This window comes from Iodobacter sp. (assembly GCF_025352645.1).
Lineage (GTDB): Bacteria > Pseudomonadota > Gammaproteobacteria > Burkholderiales > Chitinibacteraceae > Iodobacter.
Window position 1 is genome coordinate 16,723 of the sequence record NZ_JANXSO010000036.1, and the last position, 19,798, is coordinate 36,520.

Below are 19,798 nucleotides of genomic sequence, written 5' to 3' on the forward strand. Positions count from 1 at the left end.
ATGTGTAACCGTTATCTGGAGCCAAACATGCTAAACGCTTCGCTTATGTTCGCAAATATTCCCAGCAAGCAACCATCATTACGGGCAGCATATGAAGCTTGGCTTAACGCTCGCGCAACACAGCCTAAAATTGAAAAGCAAACTAATGCTAATCAATTAAGAGTGGGTATTGTTGGTGCGGGCATGGCGGGGCTGTATGCGGCTTTATTGCTTAAAAGTCGGGGGATAGATTGTCATTTATATGAGGCACACCCCACTCGATTAGGCGGGCGCGTGTATACCCATCGCTTTAATCATGAACCCAATCAGTATTTTGAAGCGGGTGCAATGCGCTTGCCAGAAACCCCTGAGCAACAGCCAGTATTTGATCTAATTGGCTTTTTAAATGAACAAGGTGCTCCCGAATCTAATATCGAGCTTATTCCTTATAATTTATATGATCCAAGTGGCAACTTAGTGTATGTCAATGGCAAGCGGGCTTTTAGTGGCTCCACGATGACTTTGGATTACGCCAATCAGCATCCAGAAGCGCTTGGCTTTAAGCTGCCACCCGATGAGTGTAACAAAACAGCCTCACAGCTACTTGATGAAGTGCTGCAACCCTTTTTCGACTTACTAGAAGTCGATTTCGACTTAGGCTTTGCCAAAATTGTGCAGTACGATAATTACTCGCTCTATACCTATCTAACAGAAATTGCAGGCTGGAGTATGGAGAAAGTTAATTATGTAGAGGTCATGACCTCGGCCACCAATCAGTTTCACAGCAGCTTTACCGAGCTGGTGATTGAAAGCATGGATTTTTCTGGTGCTAAATGGCGCACCATTGCCAATGGCATGGATAGGTTGCCTAATGCTTGTGCCCAGTTAATGGGTGAGGACGCCATTTCAATGGATACTCCTGTTCGGCAAATTGAAAACCTGACGGATGGCCGCGTTGCGGTGCATTACGGTGATGTGGGCGAATTCGCCATTTTTGACCGCGTTATTATGGCAATTCCGCCTGCGGCACTGCGCATGATAGACACCCCTCAGTGGTCTCCCACCAAGATGCAAGCGATTCGTGCTATGCATTACGAGCCTCTGTATAAAATTGGCTTACGCTTTAAAACGCGTTTCTGGGAGCAGGGAGCACACCCCGCTATGGGCGGGCAGTCTGCCACGGATTTACCGATGCGCTGGTGCGTTTATCCCTCCTACGGCCTTGGCGATTCGGGAGCCGGTGTGCTGCTGCTGTATTCATGGATGAGTGATGCCTACAACTGGCTGCCTCAAAGCCAAGAAGAACGAATACGGCTGGCAATCAGAGATTTACAAAATCTCTACCAAGATACGGTGGATATAGAGGCCGAATTTATCGAATCCTATGATGTGGCTTGGCCATCCGAATGGGCCACTGGGGATGCGATGTTTTTCCCAGGGCAATTTAGGCAGTTATTTAATAGCGCTCGGCAACCAGAGCAGCACATTTACTTTGCGGGAGAGCATTTAAGCGTGCATCACACTTGGATTGTGGGCGCTTTAGACTCTGCGCTACTCGCCTGCCAACAGCTACTGGGTGATGACTCACTCAGCCCATTACGCGCCAGCGCCATGCCTGCCCTCAGCCCACATCAGCACGACTACAGCAAATGTGTCGCCGCCCCCGTGTTGCAGCGCTAAGGATTCCGAAATGTGGACTAAATTAACCATCATCGTAGCGCTGCTCCTCAGCCCTCACCTTCACGCCGAAGAAGAGCCCGCCGCCGAGCCACTTAAAGCCATTGGCTCTTGGAGCATGCTGAGCCAGTTTAAAGATTATGAAAAACCTTTCTGGACCGAGCAACTCCCCAAGCAAAGCCAAGGCAGAATCAAAGTAAGCCTCAACGCGTTTAATGATGTGGGCTTAAAAGGCAGCGAAGTCTTGCGCTTGATGAAGCTAGGGATGACTGACTTTGGCACCACCATCTTGGCGTATATCTCCGAGCAAGATCCACGGGCAGAGGCTGTGGATCTTGCTGGGCTAACCATCAATGCTGAGATGGAGCGCAATGTAGTTAACAGCTACCGCCCCGTGCTCGAGCAGTATTTTGAACAAAAGCATGGCATTAAAGTACTGGCGATGTGGCCCTATTCTGCCCAACTCTTAATGTGCAATAGCCCAGTTAAAAACCTAGAGGGGCTAAAGGGCAAAAAAGTACGTGTCAGTATGCGTACCACCAGCGATCTAATCGAAGCCTACGGCGCAATCACGCTCAGTATTCCTTTTGATCAGGTGTATAACAAAATGAAAGATAAGCAGCTAGATTGCCTGATTACTTCGGCGCTAGCCGCCCACACGGCGCACTTTTATCAAGTTGCAACGCATATCTACAATTTGCCGTTAGGCTGGAGCGTGGTGATGCTTGGGGTAAATCAAGCCTCATGGGCAAAGATTGAAGAACGTGATCAAAAAAGTATTGAAACAGGTATCAAAAAGCTCGCGGATGACCTGTGGCAAGCCGCTGATACACAAACGGCCTTGGGGATCGCCTGCAACACGGGGAAAAACTGCAGCCTTGCCGAGCAAGGATCAATGACGCTCATCACCCCCAGCGCAAACGATGAAGCGCGATTAGCCAAAACAGTAAAACAAGTTGTACTTAAGCGCTGGGCCGAGCGCTGCGGCAAAGAGTGTGTGAATGAATGGAATAAAAGCATAGGAAAGTTGCTAAACATATCCTTAGTAGAATAGCTGTGTGCTTTTGATCCCCCGCGTGCCTGACTGAAGTCATGGTTCGCCATGCTTTATCAGCTTTAAAATCGCCGAATAACACAGTATCTTTACAAAACAATGACCGTTAAGTAGCGGTGCACAAAAAATAAGCAGTTCTATTTATCTTCAAATAAACAGCAACTTAAGCACAACATCAACAGCTTATCCACAGCACAGCACTTGGTTTTAGGGGATAAAACCCAAGATATCCACAAGCCCCTCTAGTAAGCTGCAGTGAATCACTCATCTCATCCCTTGGACACCATGCCTATTCTTTTAAACCGCTGCGCTTGGTGCAGCGACGATCCGCTCTACCAAAACTATCACGATTATGAATGGGGCGTGCCGCTGCATGATGATCAAGCACTGTTTGAGTTGTTATGCCTAGAAGGCGCGCAGGCGGGGCTATCGTGGATCACCATCTTAAAAAAGCGTGCTCACTACCGCCTAGTATTTGATGGTTTTGACGCGCAGAAAATGGCCAACTACGACGCAGAAAAAGTCGCTAGCCTGCTGAGCGATGCAGGCATTATCCGTAACCGTGCCAAAGTGGCGGCTTTTATTGGCAACGCCACAGCTTATTTGAAACTTCGCGAAGAAACAGGCTCGTTTGCAGATTTTCTCTGGCAGTTTGTAAACCACCAAACCATCATCAGCCACTGGACAAGCCCTAAAGATGCCCTTGCCACCAGCCCTGAATCGGAAGCCATGAGCAAAGCGCTTAAAAAACGCGGCTTTAAATTTGTTGGCCCCACCATTTGCTACGCTTTTATGCAGGCTAGCGGCATGGTGGATGACCACAGCCCCGATTGCTGGAAGCGTCATCCTAGTTAAGAGCGGAGTAGCAATCAAGTTGAGATAAGAGGCCTCTATGAGGCACTCTTTAAAAATCCAAACAGCAGAAAATTTGAACCCGCAGTCACTTAGAGTTTGAAGCGCCCAACCACCAAGCGCAACTCACCCGCCAGCGCATTTAAATTAGCGATAACAACGCGGGCTTCTTGCAAAGAGGCATTACCCTCTAGTGCCATGGCGCTGATTTTTTCTGCAGAGCGAGCCATTTCAGTGGTTGCCGCTGACTGCTCATTGGCCGACTTAGCAATATCTTGGGTGCGCATAACCACTTCTTGCATCCGCTGGCGAATACTGCGAATTTGTAGCGAGGCCTCACCCGCCAAGCTTGCCCCGCCACGCACAGCACTATACGTGCTGCCCATACTAGTCACCGCCTGCTGCGATTGCTCACGCATGGCACCTATCATTTGCCCAATTTCTACGGTTGCTTGACCGGTGCGTTCCGCTAGCTTTCGCACCTCATCCGCCACCACCGCAAAACCACGCCCCTGCTCACCAGCTCTGGCCGCCTCAATTGCTGCATTGAGCGCTAATAAATTAGTTTGATCCGATATGTCTTTAATTACGCCAACAATGGTACTGATCTGCTCTGAGCGTTTATCCAGCGCATTCATTACAGCGGACAATTCTTCTACATGCGCGGCCACTCGGGCAATTTCATCAGCCACCCGCTCCACTGATTGCGCCGATTCCTCAGATAAATGCCCAGTACTCTGTACAACCTCATCCGCCTCACGGGTATTGGAAGCAATTTGATTAATACTATGGGTAATAGATTCTATGGTGTTTGCTGCGGATGCTGCCATATTACTCTGAGTATTAGCGTCACTAGACAAGGTTTGCGCCAACTCATCAATGCTGCGTACCCCCTCCACCAGCTTCACCGTTTCTTGCTGCACACTCAGAAACATCGTCCTGAGCTGTGACATAAACGTATTGACATGCAAAATAATTTCGCCGATTTCGTCTTGTGACTGCACCGGCAAGCAGATGGTTAAATCCCCATTGCCCTGAGTCAGGCTTTGCATCATGTCGCGTAATCGGGTCAGAGGCTTAGAGATTAAATTACCTAGTAAGGCAGACACCACTACAGCCAGAGCCAACATCACGGCCCCCGTTAGCACCGCGCTTAGTGCCGCCTTTTGCACCGAAGCGGCGATCACATCCGCATTCATATCGGCACAGGCCACATATGGCAAGCCTTTAGAGGTTTTAAGCGGCAAGATAATCGAACGCAAGTGCCCATATATTGGGTCATCTGTTTCTATAAATTGCGCCTTGCCTGTTTGTAAGGCCAACAAGACAGCGGGCTCTTCAGCCGGTACATCACTTGGTTTAAGGTAGAAGTCAAATTGTTTATCGGCAACTTGGGCCTCAGCCATAGAGGCTTGGGTATAAAACACTTTGCCATCGATCACAGTAAAGCCATAGATATACATCACATCCATAAAGTGGGCCGCTTCGGTCAATAAAAGCGATTCACGCCGCTTGGCGGCAAGATCAACCTTACTTCTGTCTGGCAATGTATCGGGGTAATCGCGCCCAATAATATAAACATAGGCTTGAGCCGCAGCGGTCAGCTGGGCATCCACCTTATTTAAGGCCGCTTCACGGGTGAGTATCACTTGCTTAGCAGTGAAAACACCAATGGTTAGAAATGAGACTAGCAAAAAGGCCAGTTGCAATTTGAAGCGCAAATTAATACGCGAAAAAAAATTCATTTATGCCACCCCTATTGTCAACAGCAGCTTTAACGATAGCTTAAGTGCAGGGAGTGGCAAGGTATTAGATTAGACTTGGCTAATTTAATTAATGACTCAATAAAAAAGCAATCGGCACGCCTAGGGGCTGTTAGTGTTTGATTCACAACTGCGCTAAGACGAAAATCCAGCACGGATACTGGATCTCCGACTAAAACCCTCAGAGACGACGACTTACTCAGATCGCTCCTCGGGATTTATCACAAGGCAGCCATTTCTTCCGTGGTAAATAAGCGTGAAATCAAAGACTTTTCAAAGCCCTCTTCCATAGGAATAGAGATTTTCACGCCATTGCCTGCGGCGATATCGCAAGGCTTGCCGCTTTTATCACGCATTTCTGCCAAGGTAATAATCCGATTACCACTTGGGTGAATGATTTCTAGCTGATCGCCAACGGCAAAGCGATTTTTCACTTCGATTTTAGCCCAGCCATCTTTAATACTAATCACTTCGCCCACAAACTGGCTTTGTTTGGCTTTGGAATGGCCATCCAGGTAATTTTGCGCCTCGTGGGTGTAATGACGCTGATAAAAGCCATCGGTGTAACCACGGTTGGCCAAGCCATCTAGATCTGCCAACAGCGCCGGATTAAACGGGCGCCCCGCCACCGCATCATCAATCGCTTGGCGATACACCTGAGCAGTACGCGCCACGTAGTAAAGCGATTTAGTCCGGCCTTCAATCTTTAGCGAATCCACACCAATTTTGCTGAGACGCTCAATATGCTGCACCGCACGCAGATCTTTGGAATTCATAATATACGTACCGTGCTCGTCTTCCAGAATCGGCATCAGCTCATCTGGGCGGCTTTGCTCGGCAATTAAATAGGTTTTATCGGCAGCAGGATGGCGCTCAGCACCACCACAGGCGGCAAAGCTTTGATTCGCCTCTGCCATGGCCTTATTAAAATCAAACTGAATCACTTGTGGTTTTACATCGCCAGCGTCATCTTCCACCGTGTCATTCATTTTGTAATCCCAACGGCAGGCATTGGTACAGGTGCCTTGGTTAGGATCGCGGTGGTTAAAGTAGCCAGATAAAAGACAGCGGCCAGAATAAGCAATGCATAGCGCGCCGTGTACAAACACTTCTAATTCCATATCTGGGCAAAGCTGACGGATTTCTTCGACTTCATCAAGACTCATTTCACGGGATAAAATCACCCGCTCCAGCCCCATCGATTTCCAGAACTTCACCCCAGCATAATTCACCGTATTGGCCTGCACCGAAAGATGGATGACCTGCTCAGGCCATTTCTCCCGCACCATCATAATCAGGCCTGGGTCGGCCATGATCAGCGCATCGGGTTTCATGGCGATCACTGGCTCCATATCCGCTAAATAAGTTTTTACTTTGGCGTTATGCGGCAGGATATTGCTGGCAACAAAGAATTTCTTGCCCCGCTGATGCGCCTCAATAATCCCCTGGCCAATTTGTTCAAGCTTAAATTCATTATTACGTGCGCGCAGCGAATAGCGCGGCTGGCCGGCGTAAACCGCATCAGCGCCAAAATCAAAGGCAGCACGCATTTTATCTAAAGTGCCAGCGGGGAGGAGAAGTTCAGGGGCTTTCATGGGCGTAGTGTCTCGTGCGGCCTGAATTATGCAATTCAAGCGAGGAAAAACCGCGATTATAGCACGGTCTTCTTTGCCTATTTTTTAATCAGCCGCAAAAAAACATCTGAAAACAGCAGCTTAATAGGCTTATCCACAAGCCATCCACGGACTTACAGGGTTATTTATTGGATAATAAAATGCGTTGCTTAAAATTTAAGCAACGCAAAAAAAACCTGCCAGAGCAAGGACTTGGCTAACTTGTCCACAGGACGTACACAGCCTTGTTCGCCCTGAACGGGGATAAGCGGTAGAAATAACGGCTAGAGGCTCAGCGAAACAAGCGCTGAGCCCCAGCTACAGTAGGCCATACAAGGCTAATTTGCTCAGCTTGGCAACAAAACCATCACAATACCAGCGTCTTAAAAATTAGTTCTTTACCAGCAAAACCGTTAGCTTTTTTACCAAGGGCAGCACCAATAAAAGCGTAGGAAATGCAACTAACCAAGACAGGCCCCATGCACTAGGCCATAGCTCAAACAGCCGGTAGCTAAAGCCAACACCACGTAAAGTACTAATCAAAGAAACAACGCAGGTCATAAAAATAGAAAGTAAAAAAGGCAGCACAAAGTGCGCGTACTTAGCCGGAACTTTTAGCCCAGCTTTTGTAGCAAGAGAGGAAGAATTTGAAGATTTCATAGCAGACTCCATAAGCCGAACAAGCAAGCGCCCTCTTTTTGCTAATAGCAAAAGAGACAAGCACCGGACATGTCCGGCGGCTTTGGCGCGTTGATTGACGTAAACGCTTACGGCAAATCAAGAGATGATTTACGCAATTATCATATCAAAACACAAATATCACTGCAATAGACTTACCCATTGTTGAATTTTCCAAGTCCAGCGCTTAATCAACAATGGTGGGGTATAAATTATAAAAACACTATCCCCTGTGCAGCTCACCCAGCCAGCCTCTTCAATCAGGAACGCCTCACCCTCCGCTAACATCACAGTTTGAGGCAGCAATAACTCTCCCAAGTAATGCGATGTAAGTTGCAGGTGCAGCTTGCCATGCTGCACCACAATCTGTGTTCCAGCTCTCAAATAACCACGTAGCATCTGCCCTTTGCGTAATAACTGCTTTTCCATTGCGAAGCTCCCATGTAGAGCAAGCTATTTTATTACGTAGCTAAATGCAAAAACAGCGACAAGATGGGGGTATCTGCTACGCAGCAGAAGCCTAAAATACACGCTGTTATGCTGTGATTTTTAGCCATCTATATCTATGGCAAAGGCATGATTTAAAGCATGATGGTCTTAAGATAAAAAGCAGAGGCAGCTATGGATTATCTTTATCAGCGTTGGGCCGCACATTATCTGGCCGCTATCCTTGCAGGTGCGCTCAAGGTTGGCGAGCGCATGCCATCCCTAAGGGAGCTGATGCGCATGCACGACATCAGCCTCTCTACCGCCTTGCAGCTCTGCCGCCAGCTTGAATCAGATGGCTATCTAGAGGCTAAGCCACGCACTGGTTATTTTGTTCGCCCCCGTATGCAAATCAAACCGGTTACCGAGCCGCAGCTGAATATCGATCCAGCGCAATATGTAGGGATTCATGCCCGTGTATCAGATTTTATTGCGCGAGGTAGGTTACAGCCCATTAAGCATAATTTTTCTGTAGCACGTTGCTCTCCCGACCTATACCCAGGCGAAGCACTTAAAAATGCTGCCATACGGGCGCTGCGGCAAACGCCCAATCTATTTGTTAATGCGGTCCCCAATAAAGGAGAGTTAGCATTCAGATCGGTACTGGCCAAACGTGCCATGAAAATGGGAGTGCTCATCTCACCCGACAAGGTACTTGTCACCCACGGCTGTATCGAAGCATTGAATCTGGCGCTAAGGGCAGTGGCTCAACCTGGCGACACCATCGCGGTAGAATCGCCCACCTTCTATGGCCTATTACAGGTTTTAGAAACCTTAGGCATGCAGGCGATTGAGATTCCCACCAGCCCGCAAACCGGCATTTCTATTGAGGCGCTGGAGCTGGCTTGCCAGACTTACCAAAATATTAAAGCCGTGGTGGTGGTGCCACATTTGCAAAACCCGCTGGGCAGCATCATGCCCGAGGCACATAAAGACCGGCTGGCCGCATTGTGCGAAGCACGCAATATCCCGTTGATCGAGGACGATACCTATAGCGAGCTGGTAAACGATGACATCACGCTGCGGGCAATTAAGGCGCGGGATAAAACCGGCAATGTGATTTACTGCGCGTCGCTACATAAGATTTTGGCCCCCGGCATGCGCTTAGGCTGGATGACAGGTGGGCGCTGGCAGGCACGAATTGAGATGCTGAAATACGCCCAAACCCGCGATAACGAAGCTTGGTCGCAGATTGCTGCTGCAGAATATATGGCATCTAGTGCTTATGATCGGCATTTGCGTCAATTACGCAGCACGCTTAAAACCCAGCGTGAACGCACAGCAGAGGCGATTGCCCGATATTTTCCGGCAGGAACACGGCTAAATATGCCCAATGGTGGGCTAGCCTTATGGGTAGAGCTACCTGGGCAGTTGTCTTCAAAGCGGGTATTTGATGCGGCACTGAACAAAGGAATTTTGATTGCCCCTGGGTTGATGTTTTCAAACTCCAAGCGCTTTGAGCACTTTATTCGCATCAACTGCGGCTGGCCGTTTAGCCCAGAAATTGATCGTGCTTTGCAAAGCTTAGGTGAATTAATTAGCGCCATGAGCAACAACACTGCCGAACTAGCCTACTAAGCCCACTAGGCTTAGATTTCTCTTAGCTGCGCAATTAAATCTTTTAAGGCCTCTTGGGTAACGCCATCTAAGCTAGGTGCTCGCCGCTCAATTTCATTGGCTAAATCAAACAACATCCATTCCATTTCGCTCAGCATAGCCTGCAATTCCGCCAGCATTTCTGGGTCGTTTTCGCCAAAGGCATAAATCATTTTTACATCATCAGGATTTAACCCAGCCTGTAAAATCAAAGAGCGAATACTATCCATACGCTCAAATAAAAAACTTAGCGGAGAGTAGCTCACCCCGCCTGCTTTTACCTGCCCTTCTAGCATGGCATGCAAAGCCATCCACGCTTGCAGCAAGTCCGCAATATGAGCTAATTGCAAGGAAGCATCTTTACTCACCACCGGATAAGTCACCTCATGCGGAGATGAGCGCAGCAAATCACGTAACACTCGCACCGCCGCAGGATCAAAGCGGCATTGATTCAAAGTAAAGAGAACATCCAATCGTGGCAAATCAAACCGGCGTAATACGGCATCAGAAACATCAGCAATGGCAATAATCTGTGCCAGCGAGTGAATCGCTTCTTTACGTAAACCATAGGGATAGCCACTGCCATCTAGCCGCTCATGGTGGTGCAAAATAGCCTGTGCAGCGGCAATAGGAAACTGTGGTAAAGCATGCACCAGTACATAACTTGTAATCGGGTGAACGTGAATATAGCGCCGCTCTTGTGGCGTAATATGGTGGCCCTTGGTGAGAAGCTCTGGATCGGTATGCATCTCACCTAAATCATGGCACAAAGCAGCTAAAGCGAGAGACTCATACTCAGCAGAAGATAAGTCAAGCTGCTGCGCCATCGCATTCGAAACAATACACATTCTAAGTGCATGCTCAAATAACTCAGGCCGCTGATCTTGCATCACCGTTAGCCTAAATCGAATTGGCATCGGCAAAGATAATGCCGCGAGCTGATGCTTAATGGCTAAAGGATCACCCGCTCTAGTCAGCAACCTAGCCAAAGTTGCATCTTTTTCTAGTATTTTTCCAACCTCAAAAGCCAGCTGCCCACCATCAACAGGCCGATCCGTTACCAAGAGTTGGTCGATCGGCGTGGCTAATTTGTGCTTAGCCAAAAGATCAAATTGGCGACTATTAATCTTCGCCCCCTTGGCCAGCAGCTTCATCCCATTGGCGGCAAAAATATCTTGGTCCGCAACCACATCACGGTGATCCCCCATTTGCATAGCTGCACGCACGTAGTGAGGGTTTTCATCGGGCAATTCAGATAACTGAGATAAAGGGTCTGCCGTCATGATGGTGCAATTTAGCAAGAAGACTTCACTAGTCTAGGTTATTTAAAACCTTACAAAAACTTATCTTATTTAAATCAGATTGAATGCCCGATAGCCTTTCCCCATCGTCGCTAATGCCCCTAAATTTTGCTAGCAATAACACGTACTCTTTTACATATAAAAAAACGAGGCATCGCCTCGTTTTTTATCCGCAATCAAAGCAGTGCTTTATATCGCCCAGCGCTCACGAATGCTGGCTTCAATCCCTGCAGCATCTAAGCCACACTCTGCCCATTGCACCTGTTGCTCTGCGTGCTCGATATAACGATCAGGAATCCCCAATTGCAAGCATGGCTTACAGCTAAGCTGCGCCATCATGCTCTCTAGCACTGCCGAGCCTGCTCCACCCATAATCGAGCCTTCTTCAACCGTGACCAGATAATCATGGCTCGCTGCCAACTCAAGAATTAACGCTGCATCAATGGGTTTCACAAAGCGCATATTCACCACAGTAGCGTCTAGCGCCTCGCCTGCCTCTAAAGCCGCAGCAAGCACCGTACCGAACGCGAGGATCGCTACTTTACTGCCACGGCGGCGAACGTCTGCACTGCCCATGGCAATAGCCGTCATGCTGCTTTGCACCTCAACACCTGGGCCAGTGCCACGAGGGTAGCGCACCGCACTTGGGCCATCGTGCAAAAACGCCGTATATAGCATTTGGCGGCATTCGTTTTCGTCGCTAGGCGTCAGCACCACCATATTGGGGATACAACGCAAAAAGGAGATATCAAATGATCCTGCATGAGTTGGGCCATCTGCCCCTACCTGCCCTGCGCGGTCAATCGCAAACACCACGGGTAGATTTTGAATCGCTACATCGTGAATCAACTGATCATAAGCGCGCTGCAAGAAAGTTGAATAGATTGCCACCACGGGCTTAAAGCCCTCACAAGCCAAACCAGCGGCAAAGGTCACCGCGTGTTGCTCGGCAATACCCACATCAAAGTAACGCTCAGGGTATTCTTGCTCAAAGCGCACTAAGCCCGAACCTTCGCGCATGGCAGGCGTGATGCCAAGCAGGCGTTGGTCTATTTTTGCCATATCACACAGCCAATCACCAAACACCTTGGTGTAGCTGACTTTGGTGGCTTTAGCCCCCAACATGCCGTCTTCTTTTGCAAATGGGGTCACTGCGTGGTATTTCACCGGATCAGCAACCGCTTTTTTATAGCCCTCGCCCTTACGTGTCACCACATGCAGAAACTGTGGGCCTTTTAGCTGCTTGATGTTCGCCAGTGTTGTAACCAGCGTATCTAAATCATGGCCATCGATGGGGCCAATATAATTAAAGCCAAACTGCTCAAACATCGTACCCGGTGTCAGTAGACCTTTGACGTGTTCCTCACCTTTTTTGGCGAGTTCTTTTAAAGGCGGTACAACATCTAGCACACGGCCAGAAGCACTACGAATCCCGTTATAAAACTTACTAGAAAGCAATTTAGACAGGTAATTTGTCAGCGCACCGACATTCGGTGAGATCGACATTTCATTATCGTTCAGCACCACCAGTAGATTCACATCACGATCACCCGCATTATTGAGCGCTTCAAAAGCTTGACCAGCGGTCATTGCACCATCACCAATCACGGCGATCGCATGGCGATCCTCACCTTTTAGCTTCGCCGCTTCAGCAAAACCTAAGGCAGCAGCAATCGAGGTACTGGAATGACCCACACCAAAGGTGTCGTATTCGCTTTCTTCGCGCTTAGGAAAAGCAGCCAAGCCGTGCTGTTTACGCATGGTATGCATACGCTGACGACGACCGGTGAGAATTTTATGTGGATAACTTTGATGGCCAACATCCCAAACCAAACGGTCATACGGCGTGTTAAACACGTAGTGCAAGGCCACCGTCAGCTCAATAGCTCCTAAATTAGAAGCAAAATGTCCGCCCGTCTGGCTTACCGAATCTAGTAAACAATTGCGTAACTCGTTGGCTAATTGTGGCAGATCATCTCGGGCTAGCTTTTTTAGCTCGGCAGGACAGGCAACCGTGTCAAGTAAGGGATAACTCATCTCTAGCTTCTTCATATTTTTTATGCGTTCCACTGTAAAACCAGCCAGCAGACGCAATTTATGGGCTGCGGCAAGCTGTTCTTTGCGCGTTTGTTAAGCACAACGATTTAAGGGGTGCAACTAACTAGAACGCTCCACAATAAAATCCGCCAGCATGATCAAGTAGCGTGCTTTCTCACCAAATGGTGCAATCGTTGCCAAGGCATCGGCCTTCAGTTCGGCAGCCTTCTCTTTTGCCGCAGCTAAGCCCAGCAAAGAAACATAGGTCGGTTTATTATTGGCCGCATCTTTACCTGCAGTTTTACCCAAGGTTGCCGAATCAGCTTCCTCATCCAAAATATCATCAACCACTTGAAAAGCCAGCCCAATACAGCGCGCGTAGTGATCTAATCGGCGTCTATCCTCATCACTGATCGCTTCGCCACAATAAGACCCTAATAACACTGCGGCCCGAATCAAAGCACCGGTTTTTAAGCCGTGCATCCGTTCTAGCTCAGGCAAGCTCAAGGCTTGACCCACGCTGTAAAGATCAATCCCCTGCCCGCCGCACATGCCTAAGCTACCTGAGGCGCGGGCTAAGATATTCACCATCGTGAGTTGATCGCTCGCCGAATCGGCAAGGGTATACATAGAAAGCAGATCAAACGCCACAGTCTGCAGCGCATCCCCTGCCAATAAAGCCGATGCCTCGCCAAAAGCCACATGACAGGTAGGCTTGCCACGGCGTAACACATCGTTATCCATCGCGGGCATATCATCATGCACTAGGGAGTAAGCGTGGATCAGCTCCACCGCTGCGCCCGCATATTGCAAGCGCTCTAGAGGTGCATTCACGACCACACCAGCGGCAAACGCCAGTAATGGGCGAACGCGCTTGCCACCATCCAACACGCAATAACGCATGGCCTTATGCAGCTCTGCCGGTAGGACATCTTGTGCAGGTAAAACAGCCGCAAGGGTTTGTTCCATCTGAGACTGGACGCTTTGCATCCAGTGGTTAAATTCTAAAGTCATTTATGCATTATCCGCAGGGAAGGGCTTGAGTTCTGCGCCTTCAAGCACTCGAATACGTTGTTCTGCGTCTGCCAATCGGCTTTCGCAAAACTGCAGTAATTCTGTGCCGCGCTTGTAAGTAGTAAGAGCAGTTTCTAGCGGCAAATTGCCCGCTTCCATTTCAGCAATCAAGCTCTCCAACTCTTGGAGGCCTACTTCAAAGCTCTCGGGGGGTTTAGTTGCTTTCGGCATACGCTAACTTTCCCGAATAAAGTTGTAAACGATAGTCCTCAGGGACTACCCAGTCAATCTTGATAATTACGGTTATCTAAGCGCCACTACCGCCCATCAAAAATAGGCGAGTTGCCTCTCATACCGCAATTTATAGCTAGCAGAGCAGGCAAACAGCTTAAATTCTTTCAACAGACTGAAATGAACTCTTACAATAGTCAATACAAACTGCGCCAATTTTACCTCAAAAATTATTTATAAAATATTCGAGTTAGAATAAAGCGCTATTTATTTATGGTTATCTCAATGCGTATTGCCTATTTGATCCTTTGCCACGCCCATCCAGAACAATTAGGCAGGCTTTGCCAGCAACTTCAGCATCGTGATGCACGCATTTATATTCATGTGGATGGCAATACCGCGGATCAAACCGTGCAGGCCATGCACGCCAATGTGCCTGATGGGGCTCAGTTTATTCATCGGCAAGCTTGCCGCTGGGGTGGTTTTTCATTGGTCAGTGCCAGCCTTGAGCTTATTAGGGCCGCACTGAAAGATGGTTGTGATTATTTAGTTTTGCTTTCTGCTCAAGATTTTCCACTTAAAACGCATGAGCAGATTGTGGCAAAACTCAGCGGGCACGCAGGTTTTATTGAGTTTCGCCGCCAACCCGATCCCCATTTTGATATCCGTTACCGCTATCAAAGCTATCATCCTGAGCGGCTTAATGGCCGTTTAGCTGGCAAATTATTACAAAAAATACAGCGGCCTTTAAACCGACTCGGCTTATTCAAGCGGCCATTACCCCCGCCATTAAAGGCGATTTACTCGGGCTCGCAATGGTGGTGCTTATCAGCAAACGCCTGCCAAACACTGCTTGATTATTGCGAAATTTATCCTGAGTTAATTCGCTTTTTTCGCCACACCTTGGTGCCCGATGAGATGTTTGTGCAAACCGTGTTAATGCACACGCCATTGGCCGATGTGCTGATTAATGATTCTTTGCACTATTTAGAATGGAAAACAGGCGCTTGGTCACCGCGTATTTTTGATCTCAAGGATCTGCCTTGCTTACAAAACAGCTCGGCGCTTTTCGCTAGAAAATTCTCTGTCGATGGCGAGTTAAGCAAGCAATTAAGCCAGTATTTAAGCCCTATATAATTAAGCACCAACTAACAATTCTTACAAAATTAGCCATGCCATTTTATATTTTATGCCCGATAATTAAAAGATTGCATAAACACTGAGAAAAAATATGGGTGCTTTGATTGGAGTGATTGCCCAGGACAATGTGCTAAAAAACATCAACCAGCACCTCAGCCCCCTTATCGAGCAAGGTTATTGCAGCGCAACCTTGCTGCGGGAGCAGAGCACACCCCTTGCCTGCCCTATTCTCACCCTGCACTTACACTTAAATGATTTAAGCGCAAAACGCAGCTTGATCCGGCTAGATTGGGACAAGCCCAATAGCACAAGCATCGCTACCTGCCGCGAAACACTTTCAGTCTGCTGCCGTGGCCTGATTGAAAATACCGAAGAGCTACAAGACAGGCTCGCCATTTTGGGCTATCTGCACGATAAACCCAGCACGGCACAACTTGCCGCAGATCTCATCCATTGGCATTACCGTACCCAACATGATTTACTGCAAGCCGTGCATTTAGCCGCGAGTGAAATCATCGGGGTCTTTGCATTAGGCGTAGTTGCTAGTGATGATCCTGAGCACATCGTTTGCACCTCCAAGCATATCCCGCTGTTTATAGCCCAAGGTAAAAACACGGCAGGGTTTAGCGATCAAGCACAAGCATTGCAAAGCATTGCTCCTGAAATAGTGCGCTTAGAGTTTGGTGATACCGCTAGGCTTAGTAGCCATGACTGCCGTATTTTGAATCAAGAGGGAAGCCCTTGCCAAAGAGTATGTGATGAGGTTCAACAGGCCCAAATAAAGTTACACGGCTTTCATCACTATATGCAAAAAGAAATCAATGAACAGGCGGCTATTTTTGCCGACATTCTTGACCACACCCGCTCTGATGCCAACCTAGCCCAGCTACTTGATGGCGATGCGGCCAGTATTCTTTGCGATGTAGAAGGCGTTACCTTGCTAGCCAGTGGCAGTAGCTACCACGCCTCCCTCCTTGCGCGTTACTGGTTTGAATCTTTGGCTGGCCTACCCTGCTCGGTGGAATTGGCCAGCGAATATCGCTACCGAGAGGCCGTGCAGCACCACAATACGCTGATCATTGCGATATCTCAGTCTGGTGAAACCGCCGACACCATTGCTGCACTTAAATATGCACAAAGCCAAGATCATAAGCACACCCTTGCAATATCAAACGCCTCCCCCAGTACCCTGATGCAATTAGCCCGCTTTCAGTTTTTTTTAGCCGCTGGCCCAGAAATTGGCGTGACCTCCACCAAAACATTCAGCACCCAGCTGCTCGCTTTGTTTCGGCTTGCTCTGAGTTTTGGAAAATTACGCGGCCATCTTACCCCCGCCTCTGAAGCCAGTGCGATTGATGATCTGCAAAGACTACCCCGTGCCGCTAGCGATTTATTCTCCATCACCCCACAAATACAAGAATGGGCACATAGAATATATAAGAGTAAGCAGCTGTTTTTTGTGGGCCGCCATCTTTATTACCCCCTTGCACAGGAAGCGGCGCTAAAGATGCAAGAAGTGGCCTATATTCATTCTTTTGGCTTTCCTGCTGGCGAGCTAATCCACGGCCCACTAACCATGGTAAACAAAGACTTACCCGTCATTGCCTGTTTACCTTGGAACCGCTTAACTGAAAAACTACTGGCTAATTTACAAGAAGTACGTGCGCGCGGTGGCGAATTATTTATCTTATCCGATACCGGATTAGCCTCGGCGGATCACTTTAATGTGATTTGTATGCCGCATAATTTGCACGACTTAACCCCTATTCTCTACGGCATAGCCTTACAAACTCTTGCATATGAAACTGCAATACTGCAAGACAATGAAATAGATTCACCAAGATTTTTAAGTAAATCAGTAACAAAAATATAAGAAAAATTAAGTTTAAAAAATAATGACGACAGCTAAGATTAAACAAAATAATTTGATCGGTAAGTCGTATTTTTTCACTAATTTTTTGTCATAACAATGCAATGCAATAGTCATATTCTTCGCCGTTTTTCTACCTCACATTGATCTAGAGACGCCCGATGAGAATGACCACGCAATTAAAATGGGTGAGTAGCCTAACTGTAACCGCCTTGGTTTTTCTTGCTGGCTGGATGACTTGGGAAACCAAAGCGCTAGCCCATGATTTTCAATTTAATCGCGATAGCCAAAATGCAGTGACTGCACTGAATAAAATTCGCAACACCATGTTGATTATTTCACGGCTAGATCCACTTGCAGATACCGCTGCCAAACAATTAAATAACGCAGAGCAAGCAGTCTTAGCGGCCCTCCCCAGCATTAAAAACCAACTTGCCAGCGCTGAACAAAAGAAACTAGATATAGCCCTTGCTGAGCATTGGAGCAACTATCTCACCCAATTCAAAAGTGCCGTTAAAATTGCGGCAAACAGCCCACAAGACGCGTTAAGCATCCCAGAACAAATTTATAAAAATGATTTAGAGCCTACTTTAACCACCATAAATCAATTAGAAACCGGCCTACAAAGCCAATCACAAGCCGCCAATCAAGCCATTGATGCCCACATGACTCAACTTTTACAGGCCGTGCTTCTCCCGCTGTTATTTAGTGCCTTACTGATCGTGGCCAGCCAATTGCATTTTGCCCGCAAACTTAAACAGCGTTTAAATGCCATGGCCATAGAAACAGCAAGGCTAGAAACCGGTGATTTAACCGGAAGAATGGCAGAAACCCCAGATGAAATGGGCGAATTAGGCAGCGGGATTAATCGCTTTTTAAACCAACTGGAAATCACGCTACAAGAAGCACGCCAAGCCTCACAACTTTCCCGCGATGAAGCCAGCCACGTCACTCATCTGGCCAAAGCCAATCACGAAGGCGCTACGCTACAAACCGATCATTTGCTAGAAATTGGCTCAAGCAGCGTATTACTGCAAGACTCTATCAGCCATATTAGTCAGCAAGCAGTTCGCACCGCCAGTATTAGCCAGCAATCTTTACATAGCGTGCAAGCAGCCAATTCGGCAGGCCAAGATTCAATGCTCAAGCTAGAAGCGCTGACTTGCGATTTCAGCCAAATTGAAACCGCCATGCAGGCCCTAACCGGCGCAATCTGCCAAATCGTTAGCGTTGCAACTATGATTGAGGATATTGCAGGGCAAACCAATTTACTTGCCCTAAATGCCGCCATTGAAGCCGCCCGAGCAGGCGAGCATGGTCGTGGCTTTGCGGTAGTGGCAGATGAAGTACGTAAACTCTCACATCTAACCGCAGGCTCTACCCAAGATATTCGCCGAATTCTTAAAGACACCCAAACCCGCAGCAAAGAAACACTGAATGCGATGCAATCTGCCGCATCTCGGGTAACAGAATGCCAGCAAGACAGCCATACCATTAGCCATGCTCTGGGCGAAATCAATCTAGCAGCCAGCCAAGTCAATAATATGATGGAAACGATTGCCAATGCGGTGGAGGAACAAAATAGCTCAAGCGAAGCCATTAACGAGCGCTTGCGAGATATTGGAGGCAATGCATTAGCAAGTAGCCAGCGCAGTGAGCAGATGCTCAGTGAAATGAACGAGCTCACCCATGCGGCAAATCATCTAGATACACAGCTGGCTTTTTTTCAATTTCGCCGCCATGCACACAATAATAAAGATCATCGACGTATGATCAGTAAAACCCAAACTCCGCATGGTTTACCTTTAGCTGCTTAAACAAAAAGCCCCCAGTGTTGAAGATCTGGGGGCTTTGTTTAACGACGTATTTTTATGATAAATCGGGCAATTTGCAAGAGGCCCATGCCAATCGCAAGGTGTTTTTTCCAGCCTTCAGAGCGTAAAGCCAGCCTAGCTAATTTAAGCCAGCCTAAGATGCCCGCTTGAGGCTGGCTCATGGCTAAGCCCTCTTGCAGCACATTCATAGGCTGGGCCAAGGCTCTTAATTCTTGCCTCAGCTCTTGGCGCTGCTGCTCTGCCTTTAACTGCAAAAACTGCTTACGGTAGAAGCGCGCTAGTTTCATGCTTCATCCTCAGCCGTTTGGCGCAATAAAGCCTTGCGATCTCTCGCCAACTCAGCACATGTGGCTGGAAATAAATCAGCCGCATGCTTTAAGCGATAGCGCAGCCAACACAGGCAAGCCAAGGCACTGCCGCCGTAAACCAGCATCAGCCCAAGCGCAACTGCAATGCGATGACTATCCCAAAAGATAATCAACAGTAACACCGCAGCTAAGGCAAGGCTTAATCCACCCAAGACCGCCGCCAGTATGCCTAAAATTAAATGGCCCAGAAAACGCTGCGAAGCATCTTGCAGCTCTAAACCAAATAGCTCTAGATGAGTACCTGCCAAGCCCACAGCCTGTGCTAAAACACGCTGGATACCTGCCAAATAGGGCAAGGCCACAA

Annotated in this window: 17 protein-coding genes; 7 read left to right on the forward strand and 10 right to left on the reverse strand. The window is 48.1% G+C overall.

The genetic code is table 11. The features are described from left to right. Positions 1 to 27: 27 nt before the first annotated feature. The 3 genes from Q0R17_RS04550 to Q0R17_RS04560 all read left to right on the forward strand — a co-directional run bounded on the left by Q0R17_RS04550 (position 28) and on the right by Q0R17_RS04560 (position 3,565). Positions 28 to 1,659, forward strand: a complete 1,632-nt coding sequence (locus Q0R17_RS04550; protein ID WP_293932532.1) for an NAD(P)/FAD-dependent oxidoreductase — start codon at positions 28 to 30, stop codon at positions 1,657 to 1,659. Positions 1,660 to 1,669: 10 nt separating this feature from the next. After that, a complete protein-coding gene (locus tag Q0R17_RS04555) occupies positions 1,670 to 2,710 on the forward strand; it encodes a TRAP transporter substrate-binding protein (protein ID WP_293932534.1) in 1,041 nt (346 codons plus the stop codon). A gap of 285 nt (positions 2,711 to 2,995) precedes the next feature. Beyond that, complete coding sequence (locus Q0R17_RS04560) at positions 2,996 to 3,565, forward strand: DNA-3-methyladenine glycosylase I (protein WP_293932536.1); 570 nt, start codon at positions 2,996 to 2,998, stop codon at positions 3,563 to 3,565. A gap of 89 nt (positions 3,566 to 3,654) precedes the next feature. Here the strand turns inward: Q0R17_RS04560 and Q0R17_RS04565 are convergent, their stop codons facing one another. The 4 genes from Q0R17_RS04565 to Q0R17_RS04580 form a co-directional block, all read right to left on the reverse strand. Next, positions 3,655 to 5,307 carry a methyl-accepting chemotaxis protein gene (locus Q0R17_RS04565; protein WP_293932538.1) on the reverse strand — a complete coding sequence of 551 codons (1,653 nt, stop codon included), beginning with the start codon at positions 5,305 to 5,307 and terminating at the stop codon, positions 3,655 to 3,657. A 239-nt stretch (positions 5,308 to 5,546) separates the two neighbouring features. Next, the gene (yegQ, locus tag Q0R17_RS04570) at positions 5,547 to 6,920 is read right to left on the reverse strand and encodes a tRNA 5-hydroxyuridine modification protein YegQ (RefSeq protein ID WP_293932540.1); all 1,374 of its coding nucleotides are present in this window, start codon (positions 6,918 to 6,920) and stop codon (positions 5,547 to 5,549) included. Between the two features lie 408 nt (positions 6,921 to 7,328). Further along, positions 7,329 to 7,598, reverse strand: a complete 270-nt coding sequence (locus Q0R17_RS04575) for a DUF2798 domain-containing protein (protein ID WP_293932542.1) — start codon at positions 7,596 to 7,598, stop codon at positions 7,329 to 7,331. A 159-nt stretch (positions 7,599 to 7,757) separates the two neighbouring features. Next, a complete protein-coding gene (locus tag Q0R17_RS04580; RefSeq protein ID WP_293932544.1) occupies positions 7,758 to 8,045 on the reverse strand; it encodes a hypothetical protein in 288 nt (95 codons plus the stop codon). A 192-nt stretch (positions 8,046 to 8,237) separates the two neighbouring features. Here Q0R17_RS04580 and Q0R17_RS04585 point away from each other — a divergent pair, with 192 nt between their 5' ends. Further along, positions 8,238 to 9,680, forward strand: coding sequence for a PLP-dependent aminotransferase family protein (locus tag Q0R17_RS04585; RefSeq protein ID WP_293932546.1), 1,443 nt, complete (start codon positions 8,238 to 8,240; stop codon positions 9,678 to 9,680). An 11-nt stretch (positions 9,681 to 9,691) separates the two neighbouring features. Here the strand turns inward: Q0R17_RS04585 and Q0R17_RS04590 are convergent, their stop codons facing one another. The 4 genes from Q0R17_RS04590 to Q0R17_RS04605 form a co-directional block, all read right to left on the reverse strand. Further along, positions 9,692 to 10,981 carry an HD-GYP domain-containing protein gene (locus Q0R17_RS04590; RefSeq protein ID WP_293932548.1) on the reverse strand — a complete coding sequence of 430 codons (1,290 nt, stop codon included), beginning with the start codon at positions 10,979 to 10,981 and terminating at the stop codon, positions 9,692 to 9,694. Between the two features lie 207 nt (positions 10,982 to 11,188). Next, positions 11,189 to 13,036 carry a 1-deoxy-D-xylulose-5-phosphate synthase gene (gene dxs / locus Q0R17_RS04595; protein WP_293932550.1) on the reverse strand — a complete coding sequence of 616 codons (1,848 nt, stop codon included), beginning with the start codon at positions 13,034 to 13,036 and terminating at the stop codon, positions 11,189 to 11,191. 120 nt (positions 13,037 to 13,156) lie between these two features. Then, the gene (locus Q0R17_RS04600) at positions 13,157 to 14,050 is read right to left on the reverse strand and encodes a polyprenyl synthetase family protein (protein WP_293932552.1); all 894 of its coding nucleotides are present in this window, start codon (positions 14,048 to 14,050) and stop codon (positions 13,157 to 13,159) included. Beyond that, positions 14,051 to 14,281 (reverse strand): exodeoxyribonuclease VII small subunit, encoded by a 231-nt coding sequence (locus Q0R17_RS04605; RefSeq protein ID WP_293932554.1) that lies wholly within the window; start codon positions 14,279 to 14,281, stop codon positions 14,051 to 14,053. It abuts the gene before it with no gap. Between the two features lie 285 nt (positions 14,282 to 14,566). On the opposite strand from Q0R17_RS04605, the gene Q0R17_RS04610 reads away from it, so the two are divergent. The 3 genes from Q0R17_RS04610 to Q0R17_RS04620 all read left to right on the forward strand — a co-directional run bounded on the left by Q0R17_RS04610 (position 14,567) and on the right by Q0R17_RS04620 (position 19,108). Next, entirely contained in the window at positions 14,567 to 15,418 is an 852-nt protein-coding gene (locus tag Q0R17_RS04610) for a beta-1,6-N-acetylglucosaminyltransferase (protein ID WP_293932555.1), read from the forward strand. A gap of 94 nt (positions 15,419 to 15,512) precedes the next feature. Continuing rightward, on the forward strand, positions 15,513 to 17,294 hold the full coding sequence (gene glmS / locus Q0R17_RS04615) for a glutamine--fructose-6-phosphate transaminase (isomerizing) (protein WP_293932557.1): 1,782 nt from the start codon (positions 15,513 to 15,515) through the stop codon (positions 17,292 to 17,294). A 158-nt stretch (positions 17,295 to 17,452) separates the two neighbouring features. Further along, a complete protein-coding gene (locus Q0R17_RS04620; protein WP_293932559.1) occupies positions 17,453 to 19,108 on the forward strand; it encodes a methyl-accepting chemotaxis protein in 1,656 nt (551 codons plus the stop codon). A gap of 38 nt (positions 19,109 to 19,146) precedes the next feature. Here the strand turns inward: Q0R17_RS04620 and Q0R17_RS04625 are convergent, their stop codons facing one another. Further along, a complete protein-coding gene (locus Q0R17_RS04625; protein WP_293932561.1) occupies positions 19,147 to 19,413 on the reverse strand; it encodes a hypothetical protein in 267 nt (88 codons plus the stop codon). Further along, positions 19,410 to 19,796: a phage holin family protein gene (locus Q0R17_RS04630; RefSeq protein ID WP_293932563.1), complete on the reverse strand. Its 387-nt coding sequence runs from the start codon at positions 19,794 to 19,796 to the stop codon at positions 19,410 to 19,412. Before Q0R17_RS04630 ends, Q0R17_RS04625 begins: the two co-directional genes overlap by 4 nt. Between the last annotated feature and the right edge of the window lie 2 nt (positions 19,797 to 19,798).